Source organism: Streptomyces sp. NPDC047886 (assembly GCF_043204435.1).
GTDB lineage: Bacteria > Actinomycetota > Actinomycetes > Streptomycetales > Streptomycetaceae > Streptomyces.
The window spans coordinates 74872-89559 of record NZ_JBIDCF010000006.1 but is presented as its reverse complement, the minus strand read 5'-3'; the positions used below and the strand labels follow the sequence as shown (position 1 = coordinate 89559).

Below are 14688 nucleotides of genomic sequence, written 5' to 3'. Positions count from 1 at the left end.
GCTGTTCCTGCTGCTGCCAGTACGCAGCCGACACCGCCCGCGTCTGCGCCTACCTCGTGCTGGCGATGGTCCCGGCACTGGCCTTCCACTCGGTCGAGGAGCGCCAGTTGGTGGGCGGGATCACGGCCGGCGCGACGAAGGGCTGGCGGCGCCCCGGCGGCCGGTCGTCCCGGCCGTGCTGGCCCGGACGACCAGCTCCGTGGCGAGTTCCACGCGCGGCGAGTCCGGCTCCTCGCCGCGCGTGAGCCGCAGCACGGTCCGTACGGCGGACTTGCCCATCTCGGCGAGCGGCTGGCGGACCGTGGTCAACGGCGGTGCGGACCAGCGGACTTCCGGAAGGTCGTCGAAACCCACCACGCTCATGTCCTCCGGGACCCGCAGACCCCGCCGGCGCAGCGCCTCGACCGCGCCCAGCGCCATCTGGTCGCTCGCCGCGAACAGGGCGGTGGGGGGCTCCGCCAGGTCCAGCAGGGTGTTGCAGCCGGTGAATCCGGACGCGTGGTAGAAGTCGCCCGGGACGATCAGCGTCTCGTCCACGGCGATCCCGGCGCCCTCGAGCGCCGCCCGGTACCCGTCGAGCCTGGCCCGTGAGCACAGCAGCCGGGGCGGCCCGGCGACGAACCCGATCCTGCGGTGCCCCAGGCGCAGCAGGTGCTCCGTCGCGGCCATGCCGCCCGCCCAGTTGGTGGCGCCGACGGTCGGGGCGTCCAGGGCGGGCGAGCCGACCGGGTCGATGACGACCAGCGGTACGCCGAGGCGCCGCAGTTCCTCGTGGAGGACGGGTTCCAGGACGGAGGTGACGAGGATGACGCCGCCGGACGCGCGGGCCCGCAGGTTGCGCATCCACTGGCGGGCGTCGCCGCTGCGGCCGTGGATCGCCGAGACGACGGTGCCCATTCCGGCGGCGTGCGCGACCTCCTCGACACCGCGGATGATCTCGACGGCCCAGGGGCTGTCCAGGTCGTTGAAGACCAGGTCGAGGAGGGCGGCGCGGTCGCCGGGCGCGCCGGGTCGCCTGCGGTAGCCGTGCTCCTTGAGCAGGTCCTCCACGCGGGCCCGGGTGGCCGGCGACACGTCGGACCTGCCGTTGACGACCCGGGAGACGGTCGGTACGGATACGCCGGCCTCCCGGGCGATGTCCGTGATCGTGACCTTCCCCCTGGCGGTCCTGTCCTTGTTCAATTCCCCCACCTCCGTTGACGATTGCCCCGCGCGCCTCTACCGTTCCGGGCGCACTCTCGAAACTTTGCAGCAGCCTTCCGGAAATCCGGCGCAGACGTGAAGCCATCATGAGAGGGACGTCCATGAAGCTCCAGAGCTTACGCAGAGCCGTGTTCGGCATGTCGGCCACGGCCCTTCTGGTGGTCGGGGCCGCGGCGCCCGGTCACACCGCCGCCGGCGGGGCCACGAAGGACTCCGCCACCGCGGAGCGGGCCTCGGCGGCGGCCGCCGCGGCCGATCCGGTGCTGCGGGACCTCGCCGCCGCGAAAGGCGTCTACTACGGGACCGCCGTCACCGCGTCCCAGCTGACCGGCACCTACGCCGCCGTCACCGCCGGGCAGTTCGACTCGATCACGCCGGGCAACGAGATGAAGTGGGGCTCCGTCGAGCCGGTCAGGGGCGACTTCCGCTGGTCCGGCGCGGACGCGGTGGTGGACTTCGCCGAGCGGCACGGCCAGAAGGTGCGGGGCCACACCCTCGTCTGGCACAGCCAGCTGCCGGGCTGGGTGGAGAACGGCACCTGGACGGCCGACGCGCTGCGCACGGTCGTGAACGACCACATCGCCACCGAGGCAGGCCGCTACAAGGGCCGCATCGACCACTGGGACGTGGTCAACGAGGCGTTCAACGAGGACGGTACGCGCCGCCAGTCGGTGTTCCAGCGGGTCCTCGGGGACGGGTACATCGCCGACGCGTTCCGCGCGGCCCGCGCCGCCGACCCGGCGGCTAAGCTGTACCTCAACGACTACAACGTCGAGGGGATCAACGCGAAGAGCGACGGGATGTACAACCTGGTCAGGTCGCTCAAGGCGCAGGGCGTCCCGATCGACGGCGTGGGTCTGCAGGCCCACCTCATCGTCGGACAGGTGCCGTCCACGCTCCGCGCCAACATCCAGCGCTTCGCCGACCTCGGGGTCGACGTGGCGATCACGGAGCTGGACATCCGGATGCCGCTCCCGGCGACCGACGCGAAGCTCAGCCGGCAGAAGGCCGACTACAAGGCCGTCACCGAGGCGTGCCTCGCGGTGGCGCGCTGCGCGGGCGTCACCGTCTGGGGGTTCACCGACTCCGACTCCTGGATCCCCGACTTCTTCCCCGGGGAGGGCGCGGCCACCCCGTATGACGAGAACTACCAGCCGAAGCCGGCGTACTACGGCATCGCCGAGGCGCTCGGGTGGAGCGGCGAGCCCGGCCCCGGTCCCGGTCCCGTGGGCGGCTGCCAGGTCGCGTACAGCGTGCAGAACCAGTGGAGCACCGGCTTCACCGCGCAGGTGACGGTCAGGAACACCGGTGCGACGCCGGTGAACGGCTGGCGCGTGGACTGGACCTGGCCCTCCGGTCAGCGTGTGACGCAGGCGTGGAACGCCAGGGTGACCCAGTCAGGACCGGCGGTCAGCGCGGCCGACGCCTCGTACAACGCGGCCATCGCGCCGGGCGCCACCGTGACGTTCGGCTTCAACGGCACCTGGTCCGGCGCGAACGCGGCACCCACCGCGTTCACGCTGAACGGCGCGAACTGCGCGGTCTGACGTGCCGAGCGGTGTGGCGCCGACCGCCCGGGGCGCCGCCCCGCCCCGCCCCGGGCGGGGCGGGGCGGCGCCGACCGCACACCCGTCGGCTCCCGGGCAAGGCGGGCGTCGGCTCCGGGCAGGGCGGGTGTCAGCCGCGCGCCCATCGGCCGAGAAGTCCCCGCGCCTGGAGTTCGGCCAGGACGAGCCGGGCGTACTCGGTCGCGCCGCGCTCCGAGGTGTGGGTGTTGTCGCGCTTCTCGTCCGTCAGGTACAGGGCCTTCGACGCCTGCGGGCCGAGCTCTTCCACGCGCGTCTTGGTGAGCGCCGTCAGGTCCACCAGGGGGGTGCCGAGTTCGGCGGCCAGGGAGCGGATCTCCGCCGGGTGGTCGACGCCGAGCCCGTTGACGAGCAGCGCGATGTCGTTGTTCAGGGTGCCGTCGCCGTTGAACCAGCGGCGCACGACGGGCGTGACCAGGACCGGCCGGCCGCCCTCGGCACGGACGCCGTCCACCAGGGCGGTGAGGTTGGCGCGGTAGGCGACGGCGTCCGTCTGCTTGTCGTTGTGGGCGAGCTGGACGAGGACGAGGTCGCCGGGGCGGATCCGCTCGCGCACGGTCGCGAAGAGGGCCGGGTTCGCCAGGTAGCTGACGGTGGACTCGCCGGAGTCGGCGTGGTTGGCGACGGCGACGCCCCGGCGCAGGAACTGCGGCAGCTGCTGCCCCCAGCCGCTGTACGGGGCGCCGGGCTGGTCGCACACCGTCGAGTCGCCGATCAGGACGAGCTGCCGGGTCCTGGGCGCGGGTGTGACCCGGACGGCGGCGAGCGCCGGGGCGGGCCCGGCGAACGTCAGGTCGAGGCCGGGCGATCCGTCGGGTCCGGTGGGCTCGCCCTCCGGGGTGCGGACGTCGACGGTGAAGGAACGGGTGAGCCGCTCCCCGGCGGCCGTGGCCGTCTCGGCGAGCAGGGTGCGGCGGGTCTCGGCGGTGACCGAGGTGGCGGCGTCGGCGTCACCGCCGAGGGTGACGGCGACGTCGTACGTGCCGGGGGCCACGTCGAAGCGGCAGACGACGGGGGCCGAGCCGGTGCAGTGGTCGAGGCCCTGCCCGTAGGGGCCGGAGGCGTGCGCGGGCGCGGCCGGGAGGGCGGTCGCCAGAGCGGCGGCGGTGGTGGCGGAGGCGGTCGCGAGCAGGGCGAGGCGTCTTGGCCGGGCCATGGGGAGGCTCCTCATCGGGTGCGGTCGGGGACGGGGACGCCGAAGTCGGGGGTGCCGTCCTGGTTCCAGCCGAGGGTCTGCAGGCGGGTGTGGCGGTTGGGGTCGTGCAGCGGGTCGCCGGAGATCTCCTTGTACTGGCGGGCGTGGTAGACGAGGACGTCGGTGCGGCCGTCCTCGGCGACGGTGAAGGAGTTGTGGCCGGGGCCGTACTGCCTGGTGGTGTCGTCGCTGGTGAAGACGGGGGTCGGCGACTTGGTCCAGGATGCCGGGTCCATGAGGTCGCTGCCGGAGTCGGCGGTGAGCAGGCCGAGGCAGTAGTTGTGGTCGGTGGCGCTGGCGGAGTACGTCATGAAGACGCGGCCGTTGCGCTGGAGGACGGCGGCGCCCTCGTTCACCTTGAACCCGACGCACTCCCAGTCGTACTCGGGTGTGGTGAGGCGCACCTGGGGCCCCGTCAGGGTCCAGGGGTTCGCCATCCGGGACAGGAAGACAGCCGTGTTGTTGTCCATGCCGGGCTCGTGCTGCGCCCAGGCCAGGTAGCGGCTGCCACGGTGGGTGAAGGTGGTGGCGTCCAGCGAGAAGGTGTCCCAGGCCGTGATGATCCGCCCCTTCTCGGTCCAGGTGCCCTGGAAGGGATCCGGGGAGGGGTTCTCCAGTACCCACATGCGGATGCGCCACACATCGTGGGCGGGGGCGGCGGCGAAGTAGATGTACCAGCGGCCGTCGATGTGGTGGATCTCGGGGGCCCAGATGTGGGCCGCCATGTCGCCGCTGCTGTGCCGGCGCCAGACGACCGCCTCCTGGGCGCCCGCGAGGCCGCGCAGGGTGCGGGAGCGGCGCAGGATGACGCGGTCGTACTCGGGGGCGGTCGCGGTGAAGTAGTAGCGGCCGTCCGTGTGGCGGTGGATGTGCGGGTCGGCGCGGTTGCGGACGAGCGGGTTGGTGTACGGGTGTGTCGGCGCGGTTCCGGCGCCCCGGGCGGGGGCGGGGGCCCCGGCGGCGGTGGCCGTGGGCGTGGCGGCCGTCGCGGTGGCGGGTACGGCGGCCAGGGCTCCCGCGGCGAGAGCGCCGCGCAGCAGCGTACGGCGGTCGGGTAGGGGCTCGCGGCTCATACGTTCTGCCTCTCGTTCGTCATACCGAACAGCATCTGCAGTACCGAACGGCGAAACCGTAAAGGCGCGTTACGGAGAGGTCAACGGGGCGTGAGTGACGGAATTGCTAGCTTCACCGGCATGAGCAGTCCCCCACCGTCCTTCATCGACGCCCTCGCCCGCGCCGCCGCGGCCCCGCTCGTCCTCGACGGCGGGATGTCCAACCAACTGGAGTCCCAGGGACAGGACTTGAGCGACGACCTCTGGTCGGCCCGGCTCCTCGCCGAGGATCCGGAGGCGATCGTCGCCGCCCACCTCGCCTACTTCAGGGCCGGCGCCGACCTCGCCATCACCGCGAGCTACCAGGCCACGTTCGAGGGATTCGCACGCCACGGCATCGGCCACGGCAGGACGGCCGAGCTGCTGGCGCTCAGCGTGCGACTGGCCCGGGAGGCCGCCCGGCGCGCCCACGCGGAAGGCGTCGCCCGCCCCCTGTGGGTGGCCGCGTCCGCCGGGCCGTACGGGGCGATGCTCGCCGACGGGTCCGAGTACCGGGGCCGGTACGGGCTGGGCGTCGCCGAGCTGGAGCGGTTCCACCGCCCGCGCCTGGAGGTGCTCGCCGCGGCCGGGCCGGACGTCCTGGCCCTGGAGACGGTCCCCGACACCGACGAGGCCCGGGCCCTGCTGCGGGCGGTGCGCGGACTGGGCGTCCCGGCCTGGCTGTCGTACACCGTCAGCGGGGACCGCACCCGCGCCGGCCAGCCGCTGGAGGAGGCGTTCGGGCCGGTGGCCGACGCCGACGAGATCGTCGCGGTCGGGGTGAACTGCTGCGCCCCCGATGACGTGGACCTGGCCGTGGCGGTGGCGTCCCGGGTCACGGGCAAGCCGGTGGTCGTGTACCCGAACAGCGGCGAGGCGTGGGACGCCGAGGCGCGCGCCTGGCGCGGCCCGGCGGTGTTCCCGCCCGAGCGCGCGGTGGCCTGGCGGCGCGCCGGCGCGCGGATCATCGGCGGCTGCTGCCGGGTCGGCCCGGACGCGATCGCCCACGTGGCCACCCGCCTCCGGGCCTGAAGCGGCCAGGCGGCCCCGCGCCCCGGGGCGGGACCGCGCCGGACAACAGGCGGGCCACACCGGACAGCAGGGGCCCCGCGCCTCGGGGCGGGACCACCCGCGCGACCCGCCCGCCTCCCGGCGCGGGCACCCGCGCGCCCGCCCCTCGGCGGGGCACTCGCGCGACCTGCCCGTCCCCCTCGGCGGGGCACCCGTGTGCCGCCGGGCCGCGCTAGGTTGACGCTGCCTCGGCCTCGCGGCGACCCCGCGCGGGCGGGGCTTCGTCCACCGCCGTACCCGACGCGAGAGGCTGGGGTTCCCGCCATGAACGAGCACCTGCGCATACCGCCCGACGACCGCGCGCTCAGCCCGTACACCGGCTGGACCCGCGCCCACTGGGAGGCCGCGGCGGACGGGCTGGTGCGCGCCGCCTGGCGGTGGGCGACGCCGGGCGGGGCCCTGCTGGACCTGCCGGGGCGGCCGTCGAGCTCCGGGGTGCGCTCCGACGGCCTGGAAGGGTACGCGCGGACGTTCCTGGCCGCGGCGTTCCGGGTCGCGGGCGCCGAAGGCACCGACCCGTACGGGCTGCTCGGCCGGTACGCGGACGGGCTCGCGGCCGGGACGCGGACACCGGGCCGCGAGGACGCCGAGTCGTGGCCGCCGATCCTGGACCACCATGTGCGGGGCCAGCCGATGGTGGAGTCCGCGTCCGTGGCGCTCGGACTGCGGCTCACCCGGCCGTGGTTGTGGGACCGCGTCGACGACGGGGTGAGGGACCGGGCGGAGGAGTGGCTGCGCGGCGCGCTGCGGCACACCCCCGCCCCGAACAACTGGTACCTCTTCCCGCTGACCGTCGCAGGTTTCCTGGAGTCGGTGGGGCGCGGCGACGCCGAGACGGCGCGGGCGGTGGAGCGGGGCCTGGAGCTGCTGGAGGGCTGGTACCGGGGCGACGGCTGGTACGCGGACGGCGACGGCCGGGCGTTCGACCACTACAACGGCTGGGCGCTGCACCTGTATCCGGTGCTGCACGCCCGTCTCGCCGGCGACAAGGCCCTCCTGGACGTGTACGGGCCCCGGCTGCGCGCCCATCTGGAGGGGTTCTCGCTGCTGTTCGGCGGGGACGGCGCGCCGGTGCACTTCGGGCGGTCGCTGGTGTACCGGTTCGCGGCGGGCGCGGCCGTCGGGGTGGGCGCGCTGACCGGGCACACGCCGCTGGCGCCCGGTGTCTCACGGCGGGTGCTGAGCGGCTGCCTGCGGTACTTCCTGGAGCGGGGCGCGGTCGACGCGCGGGACGGGCTGCTGACCCCCGGCTGGCACGGGCCGCACGAGCCGACGCTCCAGCCGTACTCCGGCCCGGCGTCCCCGTACTGGGCGTCGAAGGCGTTCGTGGCGCTGCTGGCCCCGGCGGACGATCCGCTGTGGACGGCGCGCGAGGAGGCGGCGCCCGTCGAGGGCCCCGACCGGGTGGTGGCCCTGCCGGCACCGGGGCTGCTGGTGCAGACGACGGGTGCGGACGGTGTGGCGCGGCTGCACAACCACGGCAGCGACGGGGTCCGCCCCTACGAGGGCGAGACGCCGGACCTGCACGACGTGCTCTACGGGCGGCTGGCCTACTCGACGGCGACCGGCCCGACGTCCGCCGCGAACCCGCCCGACAACCATCTGTCCGTCGAGGTGGACGGCGTGGCGTCGGTGCGGTGCCGGGTCCGGCCGCTGGGCGCGGGCCACGGTGACGGCTGGGGCTGGGCGGCGTCCTGGCACCGCCCGGTGTTCCCGGCGGGGCCGCCGATGGTGCCGGGGCTGCGGGTGGAGAGCGTGACGGTGGCGCGCGGCCGGTTCGAGCTGCGCGCCCACCGGGTGGTGGGGCTGCCGCGCGGGGCGCGGGTACGGCTCTCGGGATGGGCGACCGGCCCCGGCGAGCCGCTGACGTCGCAGCTGGCCGGGCTGTACGGCTGGGGCGGGGCGGACGAGGTGCGGGCGCCGCGGGGCACGGCGTTCACCCGGTGGGCCACGGTGCCGCGGCTGACCGCCGACGCGTTCGGGACCGGCTCGGGTACCCGCGTGCTGGTGGCGCTCGCGTCGCTGACGGGCACGGCGGACCCCGGCCCGTCGGAGGGCATGGCGACGGTGGAGTCCGCCGACGACGACGGGGTGGAGGTGCGGTGGGCGGACGACGGGTCGCGGACGCGGATCGCGTTCGCGCCGCCGGGCGTGACGCACACCGAGGAGTGACCGGTGTCACCGTGAGGCGCACGCGCCGTGCGGGACTCCAGCCGGTCGGCCGTTCGGTGTGACGACCCGGCTCGGCGTTCGCGACACCCCTCACAGCCGTTCGAAATTTCGAAAGTTTCGCTCCGGGCGGCGCCTTGAAACCCCAGGTCTTCCCGTCGAGTTGAGGGGGCACCTAATGTAGGAAGCGCTTACCAATGCTCGTGCCGCTGGGCCGCTCCGCCGGCCGCGCGGGGCGGCCACCGGAGTTCGGGAGGAACGCATGGCACGCACCGTGGGCCCGGCCGGGCCCACTCTGGCGGTGATCGCCCGCGAGGCCGGGGTGTCGGTGCCGACCGCGTCGAAGGTGGTCAACGGCCGGGAGGACGTCGCCCCCGAGACCCGGCGCCGGGTGACCGAGGTGCTGGACCGGCTCGGCTATGTGCGCCGGTCCCGGGACGGCGCCGGCAGACGGCCCGCGCTGGTCGACCTCGTGGTGGACGCACTCGACAGCCCCTGGTCGGGCGCCGTCCTGCACGGTGTGGAACGCGCGGCGCGCGGCGCGGGCCTGGAGGTCGTCGTCTCGGCGGGTCCCGCCCGTGCCGGGGGCGGCGCGGAGGCCGGCTGGCCGGCCAGGCTGGCGGCGCGGGGCTCGTCGGGCGTGCTGTTCCACCTGGTGGAGCCGGCCCCGGCCCCGTACACCTGGCTGGGCCGGCACCGCATCCCGTACGTCGTGATCGACCCGGTCCCCGAGCCGCCGCCCGGTGCGGTGTCGGTCGGCGCGACCGACTGGCGGGGCGGGGCGACCGCGACGGAACACCTGCTCGCCCTGGGGCACACCAGGATCGCCGTGATCGCCGGGCACGGGCGCGGACCGTGCGGCGCCGCCCGGGTGGCCGGGTACCGTTCGGCGCTCGCGGCCGCCGGAGTCGCCCGGCGCCCCGAGTACGTGCGGCACGGCGACGACCAGGGGGCCGGCGCGCGGAGCGGGATGCTGGACCTCCTGGACCTCGCGGAGCCGCCGACGGGCGTGTTCGTCTGCTCGGACCGGATGGCCCGGGAGGTGTACGGGGCCCTCGCCGAGCGGGGGCTGCGGGTGCCGCACGACATGAGCGTCGTCGGGTACGGCGATCTGCCCGAGGCCCGCTGGGCCGCACCGGGGCTGACCACCGTGCGCCGGCCGCTGTCGGAGATGGCGGCCACCGCGCTGCGGCTGCTGGTCCGGATGACGGCGGGCGAGCGGCTGGAGAGCACCCGTACGGAGCTGTCGACCCGCCTGGTCGTCCGCGCGAGCACCGCCGCGCCGCCGGGCGCCGGACGTCCAGGCGCGGGCGGACGCCCGCCGGGCACTTCCTAGCGGTACGCGGCGGCCACGCTGTAGGCGTACGCCCCGACCACGGCGAGTACGCAGACGAGGACCAGCCAGGACTTCCAGCTCGTGTGCCTGCTCCGGCGCCCGCCGGTGCGCCCGGGGCGCGGCGGGCGGCGGCCGGTGCGGGACTCCGGGTCGGGGCCGGCCTGCCGGGGGATGCGCGGCGGGGTGTCGGCCCCGGCGGCGGCGTCGGCGAGCAGCCGACGGCAGACGGCGGCCAGTTCGGCCGTACCGGCGGCGAGGCTGACCACCGTCTCGGAGCGGGCGGGCGCCGTGGTGCCGCCTTCGAGGATGCGGCCCGCGCGGACGATGACCTCGTCGCGGGTTCCGCGCGGGGCCAGGCTGATCCAGCGCTGGACGTGTTCGCCGCGAATGACGACACCGCCGCCGCGCTCGCGGTAGACGATGTGCTCGCGCCAGAGCACCTCGGCCAACTCGGTCGCGGTCTCCCGCAGTTCCGTGTGCATGCCCTCCCCTTAGCTCCACGGTCCGCACATCGAACACATATACGTAGCGGGCACTCTAGCGGCTCAGGGCGCGTCGAGCAGGCCGCGCAGGGACGCCGTGAACGCCGCGACGAACGATTCCCGCACGTCGTCGCCGAGGAGGTCGAGGGAGAGGTACGGATTGAGGTCCTCCAGCTCGACGAGGAGCAGTTCCCCGTCGGGTGCGCGGCAGGCGTCGACGCGCTGGACGCCGTGACCGACGGTGTTCCAGTCGATGAAGCGCCGGGCGAAGGCGAGGTCGGCGGCGCTGGGCTCGTACGGCTCCAGGACCCATCGCCGAGCGGGGTCCGGAGCGTACAGGGCGTACTGGAAGGTCCGGTCGACGAAGCAGAAGGAGACCTCGTACCGGAAGGCGACGCGCGGCTGGACGAGGACGCCGCCCTCGCCGGCGAGGCGGGCGAGGGCGGCCCGCTCGGCGCGCGGGACGAAGCGGAGCCCGAGGGAGTCGGCGCCGAGCTTGGGCTTGACGACGTACTCGTCGGCCTCCGGCAGGCGGTCGAGGTCCTCCGGCCGGTCGACCGTGGGGATGACCGGATACCCGGCCGCGCTCAGCTCCACGAGGTACTGCTTGCCCGCCATGTCGCCCTTGCCGGTCAGCTCGTTGTACACGCGGACGCCGCCGGCGAGGGCGCGGGCCCGGAAGTCGTCGTAGCGGTCCTGGTAGTGGAGGACCGGCCCGCTGTTGCGGACGACGACCGCGTCGAAGCCGTCCATGAGCGCGGCCGCGTCCAGCGGATGGCAGAGGGCCACGTCGAACTCCTCGCGGAGCCGGGCGGACAGGTGGATGTCCTCGTCGCAGTAGCGGCGCCCCCGGGCCTGGTAGGTGAGGTCGGTGACGTACAGGACGCGGGGGCGGGCGGGCGATGGCACGGGTTCTCCTGGTGGCTCGTCTGTTCGAGCCTCAACCTACCGGTCGGGTCCCGGCATGGGCCCAGGACCTGTCGGGCGACCGGCGTACCGCGTGCCGCCCCGGCCGCGACCTCCTCGCGGAGCCGGGGCGGCACGCCCGGGTCACCCCGGCATCCGGTCCCCCACCAGCGCCAGGTTCTGGATGGCCGCGAGACCGAACAGGGCCGTGGTGTTGGTCGAGATCCACAGGTGCTCGTAGCCGGGTTCGAGCACGTCCGGGCCCTCCAGCTCGGTCTTCTCCCACTTCATGGCGGTGGTGTAGCCGTCGCTGGTGTAGAACTTCTGCCACGCCCTGGCGGCCAGCTTCTCGTCGTCCAGCCGCGCGGCCGCGTAGGCGTCCTGGCGCGAGTGGCCCTGGAAGAGCAGCAGCGTGCCGAAGTTCCTGCCGTACCGTGCGGCCTGTTCCGCCTTGCTCGCGTTGAAGTAGCGGCAGTAGTCGAGCCAGGCGTCCGTGAACTCCGGCATGTCGATGAGGTCGATGAGTTCGGCGCACATCTCGACCAGGCCGAACATGGCGGACAGGTGCGAGACGCCGACGACCGGTTCGCTCGCCACCGCGAACCGTCCGGTGTCGAGGTCGTACAGGCCGGTGCCCTGGACGAAGCCGTTGGGCTGGGCGGCGATGGTCTCCATGGTGGAGCGCAGCCGTGCCTCCGCCTTCGCCGCCTTGGGTCCCCCGCGCTCCCATTCGGTGAGCCAGGCCGCCGCGAGGCCGCTCCAGTCGGTGCCGAAGCCGACCGACAGGGCGTTGCGGTCGGGTTCGTACGGCTCGGTGCGGATCTTGCGGATGGGATCCAGGACGAGGAACGTCTCGTCTGAGTCGACCAGGTCGTGCATGAGGTCGCCGACCCGTTCGTCGGCGGTGAGGAAGTAGTAGGGGCGGCGGTAGACGGCGGTGGAGATGCGCTGCTGCTTGGCGCTGTCGGCGAAGTGCTGGACACCGTGCCGGGTGCCGAGCCCGGCCCACTGTCCCAGGTGGTAGACGTCGACCTCGCCGGTGTGCCGGGTCATGGCCTCCGCGAACCGGAAGATGTCGGCGCGGCCCGAGCGCAGATACGCGTACCAGAGCCACAGGTCGGGGGAGAGCTCGGAGTTGTCCCAGGCGTAGCCACCGACGTCGTACCGCCACTGGTGCCGGTCCTCGTCGTAGGTGTGCATGATGTCGCCGTAGTCCCAGAACCCGTACCAGCGGCGCTGCTCGACCTGGTCCTTGTAGTACGTGAAGAGGAAGTCGAGCTGGTCCTCGATCTTCGCCTTGGCCGGGGTCGAGCGGTCGACGGGGGCGAACAGTCCGCCGAAGACCCCGGCGCGGGCAAGGTGATCGGGCCCGGCGGCGAGCTGCGGCGGGGTGCGTACGGCGGCGGCCTGGGCGACGAGGGTCTCGGCGCTCGGGGTCGCGGCGTTGGCCCAGAACATCAGCTCGCTGGTGCGGGCGATGCCGTACGGGGTGCCGAAGCCCGGCTCGTGGTCCTCGTAGGTGATGTTGAGGCCCTCCAGCTGCTCGGGGTGGGTGTCCTGGCCCATGCCGTCGTGGTAGAAGCGCAGGTCCATGGGGGGCGCCTCGGGCGACCAGAGCCAGAGGGTGACCTCGGCGGCGTCGCCCGCCGCGCCCCGGATGTCGAGCTGGGCGGGGTGCTTCTCCCAGAAGTCGCGCAGCCCGAAGGAGAGTCCGCCGCCGGCACCGCCGACGTAGCCGAAGCCGTTGGCCCTGCGGCCGCCCCCGGCGGGGATCCAGCCGTGGCCCGGCTTGGTGCGCTTGCGCAGGGTGAAGCCGTCGGCGGAGAGCTGCGCGAGGGTGTAGTCGCCCCACGTGGGGATGTACTGGAGGCGGCTGGTGACCCGCTGGTCCCAGGTCGCCGGGTCGGGCAGCTTCTCGCCCTTCACCTGGGCCGTTCGGACGGCGGCGCCGGGGTCGCGGCGCAGACCGGTGATGCCCTGGACTGCTTCGGTGAGGAAGCCCTTGTCCTCGCCGGCGATACGGATGTGGCGGTCGTACGCGGCGTCGCGCATGGGCACGGTGAAGCGGACGCCGAGGCCCCGGATGAAGTCCTCGGTCTGGTCGCCGTCGTACGTGATGGTGTGCACCATCCGGAACGACTCGGCGCCCGCGTAGAAGTAGAGGCGCACGCTGAACGGCAGCCAGCTGCGGCTCCCCTTGCGGTGCTTGCCGTCGACGCGGACGACGGCCCGCACGGGTCCGCGCTGCTCGACGACCGCGCGGGAGATCTCGCCGTCGAACCGCTCCCACCGGGCGTTGCCCTGGTCGCCGTCGTCGAGGTCGCTCTGGCGCAGCAGCACCAGCCGCCCGTGGGTAGCGATCTTCGTACCGGACCGGGTGACGGACTCCACGAGCTTCTCGCCGTCCTTGGAGACGACCGCCTTGATGGTGCCGGTGTCGACGGTGATCCGCCGGCCGGTCTCGGTGACCGTGACGGCCCGGTCGGGCGCCTGGGCGCTGGCCCCGGGGGTGAGGGTGAACCGCTCGCTCCGGGCGGCGGCGGGTCCGACCGCGTGGGCGGTCCACTTGAGGGAGCCGTCGGGCCAGTAGGCGGTGGCCCACGTCTGCACGGGGACGGCGGTGCCGTCGTCGCCCGCCAGCGCGAACGTCTTGCCGGCCGGTACGGCGCCCTTCGGCCAGGGCACACCGAACGTCGATCCGGGTGCGGCCCCGAGGCCGCCGGACTCCAGCCAGCCGACGGTGACGGGCGCGTCGCCCGCCGCGGCGGCGGCGCCCGGCGCAGCCTGCGCGGTGCCCCGGCCGAGCGTCCAGCTGAACTGGGCGGCGACTCCGGCGGCCGCTGCGGCCTTGAGGAGCGATCTGCGCGGGATCGGAGGCATGGGTGTTCCTTTCCGGTGGACGACGAGAGGGAAGGGATAGACATGGACATGACAGAGCAGGCGGGGATGTGTACCCGACGTGGGAGGGGACGGCACGGATGGGGAGGGGACGGCACGGACGTGGTGCTCGGCGGGCGCGGGGTGTGGCTGGTCAGCCCCGGTACGGGCTGCGGGACTCCACGGCCAGGGCCGCCGCCGTGACGACGCCGAGCACGGGCGCCGCCAGCGGAGGCGCCAGCCACGCCGACGCCGCCACGACACCGAACCCGCACACCAGCAGCAGCGAGCCCGCGGGATCGCGCACGGTACGGCGGGCCGCCGCGCCGAGCAGCACCCGCCACGACGCGCCCGGCCGCCACGCCACGGCCGCCCGCAGCCCCGCGACGACGAGCCCGAGCAGGGCGAGCACGCCGACGGCGCCGACGAGCCGGCCACCCGGCAGGCCACCGGCCCGTACGACGGCGAGGTCGGCCCACACCAGGGCCAGAGCCGCCCATCCGGCGGCCCCGACGAGCCAGCCACGCCGGGCGGCGTCCCGCACGTCGGCGGCGAACTCCCGGACGCCGCACGGCTCATGGGCGAGGTGGCGCCGCAGGTGCGCGGCCCCCGCGGCGACCGCGGCGGGCAGGGTGACCAGCGGCAGGGCGGCGACGGCGATCCACACACCGGTGAGCAGGCACTCGGCGAACACCCCGAAGCGGGCGAGCCCGGCCGACTCACCGCGCCGGGCGGGTGCCGTGCGCGTTCGCGTGCGCGGGGAGACGGGCAT

At 74.5% G+C, this 14688-nt stretch carries 11 protein-coding genes and 1 pseudogene; 5 read left to right on the top strand and 7 right to left on the bottom strand.

Annotation, left to right across the window (positions count from 1 at the left end; translation table 11 throughout):
* Positions 1-17 precede the first annotated feature (17 nt).
* A pseudogene (locus tag ACGF5U_RS20895) lies at positions 18-143 on the top strand (carbohydrate ABC transporter permease); the annotation flags it as partial.
* Here ACGF5U_RS20895 and ACGF5U_RS20890 read toward each other — a convergent pair.
* Positions 121-1182: a LacI family DNA-binding transcriptional regulator gene (locus tag ACGF5U_RS20890; protein WP_392711414.1), complete on the bottom strand. Its 1062-nt coding sequence runs from the start codon at positions 1180-1182 to the stop codon at positions 121-123. The pseudogene ACGF5U_RS20895 and the gene ACGF5U_RS20890 sit on opposite strands and share 23 nt — an antisense overlap.
* A 122-nt stretch (positions 1183-1304) precedes the next feature.
* Here ACGF5U_RS20890 and ACGF5U_RS20885 point away from each other — a divergent pair, with 122 nt between their 5' ends.
* Positions 1305-2750: an endo-1,4-beta-xylanase gene (locus tag ACGF5U_RS20885; protein WP_392818867.1), complete on the top strand. Its 1446-nt coding sequence runs from the start codon at positions 1305-1307 to the stop codon at positions 2748-2750.
* A 130-nt stretch (positions 2751-2880) separates the two neighbouring features.
* On the opposite strand, the gene ACGF5U_RS20880 is transcribed toward ACGF5U_RS20885, so the two are convergent.
* Positions 2881-3945 (bottom strand): rhamnogalacturonan acetylesterase, encoded by a 1065-nt coding sequence (locus ACGF5U_RS20880; protein ID WP_392711412.1) that lies wholly within the window; start codon positions 3943-3945, stop codon positions 2881-2883.
* Between the two features lie 11 nt (positions 3946-3956).
* Positions 3957-5057 carry a family 43 glycosylhydrolase gene (locus tag ACGF5U_RS20875; protein ID WP_392711410.1) on the bottom strand — a complete coding sequence of 367 codons (1101 nt, stop codon included), beginning with the start codon at positions 5055-5057 and terminating at the stop codon, positions 3957-3959.
* A gap of 120 nt (positions 5058-5177) precedes the next feature.
* Between ACGF5U_RS20875 and mmuM the strand changes: the two genes are divergently transcribed.
* From mmuM to ACGF5U_RS20860, 3 genes are all read left to right on the top strand, one after another.
* Positions 5178-6107: a homocysteine S-methyltransferase gene (gene mmuM, locus ACGF5U_RS20870; protein ID WP_392711409.1), complete on the top strand. Its 930-nt coding sequence runs from the start codon at positions 5178-5180 to the stop codon at positions 6105-6107.
* Between the two features lie 303 nt (positions 6108-6410).
* On the top strand, positions 6411-8318 hold the full coding sequence (locus ACGF5U_RS20865) for a DUF2264 domain-containing protein (protein WP_392711408.1): 1908 nt from the start codon (positions 6411-6413) through the stop codon (positions 8316-8318).
* Positions 8319-8577: 259 nt separating this feature from the next.
* A complete protein-coding gene (locus ACGF5U_RS20860; RefSeq protein ID WP_392711407.1) occupies positions 8578-9651 on the top strand; it encodes a LacI family DNA-binding transcriptional regulator in 1074 nt (357 codons plus the stop codon).
* Here ACGF5U_RS20860 and ACGF5U_RS20855 read toward each other — a convergent pair.
* From ACGF5U_RS20855 to ACGF5U_RS20840, 4 genes are all read right to left on the bottom strand, one after another.
* Positions 9648-10133, bottom strand: a complete 486-nt coding sequence (locus ACGF5U_RS20855; RefSeq protein WP_392711406.1) for a hypothetical protein — start codon at positions 10131-10133, stop codon at positions 9648-9650. The two genes, ACGF5U_RS20860 and ACGF5U_RS20855, sit on opposite strands and share 4 nt — an antisense overlap.
* A gap of 63 nt (positions 10134-10196) precedes the next feature.
* Complete coding sequence (locus ACGF5U_RS20850; RefSeq protein WP_392711404.1) at positions 10197-11042, bottom strand: hypothetical protein; 846 nt, start codon at positions 11040-11042, stop codon at positions 10197-10199.
* A gap of 141 nt (positions 11043-11183) precedes the next feature.
* Complete coding sequence (locus ACGF5U_RS20845) at positions 11184-13919, bottom strand: Tat pathway signal sequence domain protein (RefSeq protein ID WP_392711403.1); 2736 nt, start codon at positions 13917-13919, stop codon at positions 11184-11186.
* A 151-nt stretch (positions 13920-14070) separates the two neighbouring features.
* The gene (locus ACGF5U_RS20840) at positions 14071-14688 is read right to left on the bottom strand and encodes a hypothetical protein (RefSeq protein WP_392711402.1); all 618 of its coding nucleotides are present in this window, start codon (positions 14686-14688) and stop codon (positions 14071-14073) included.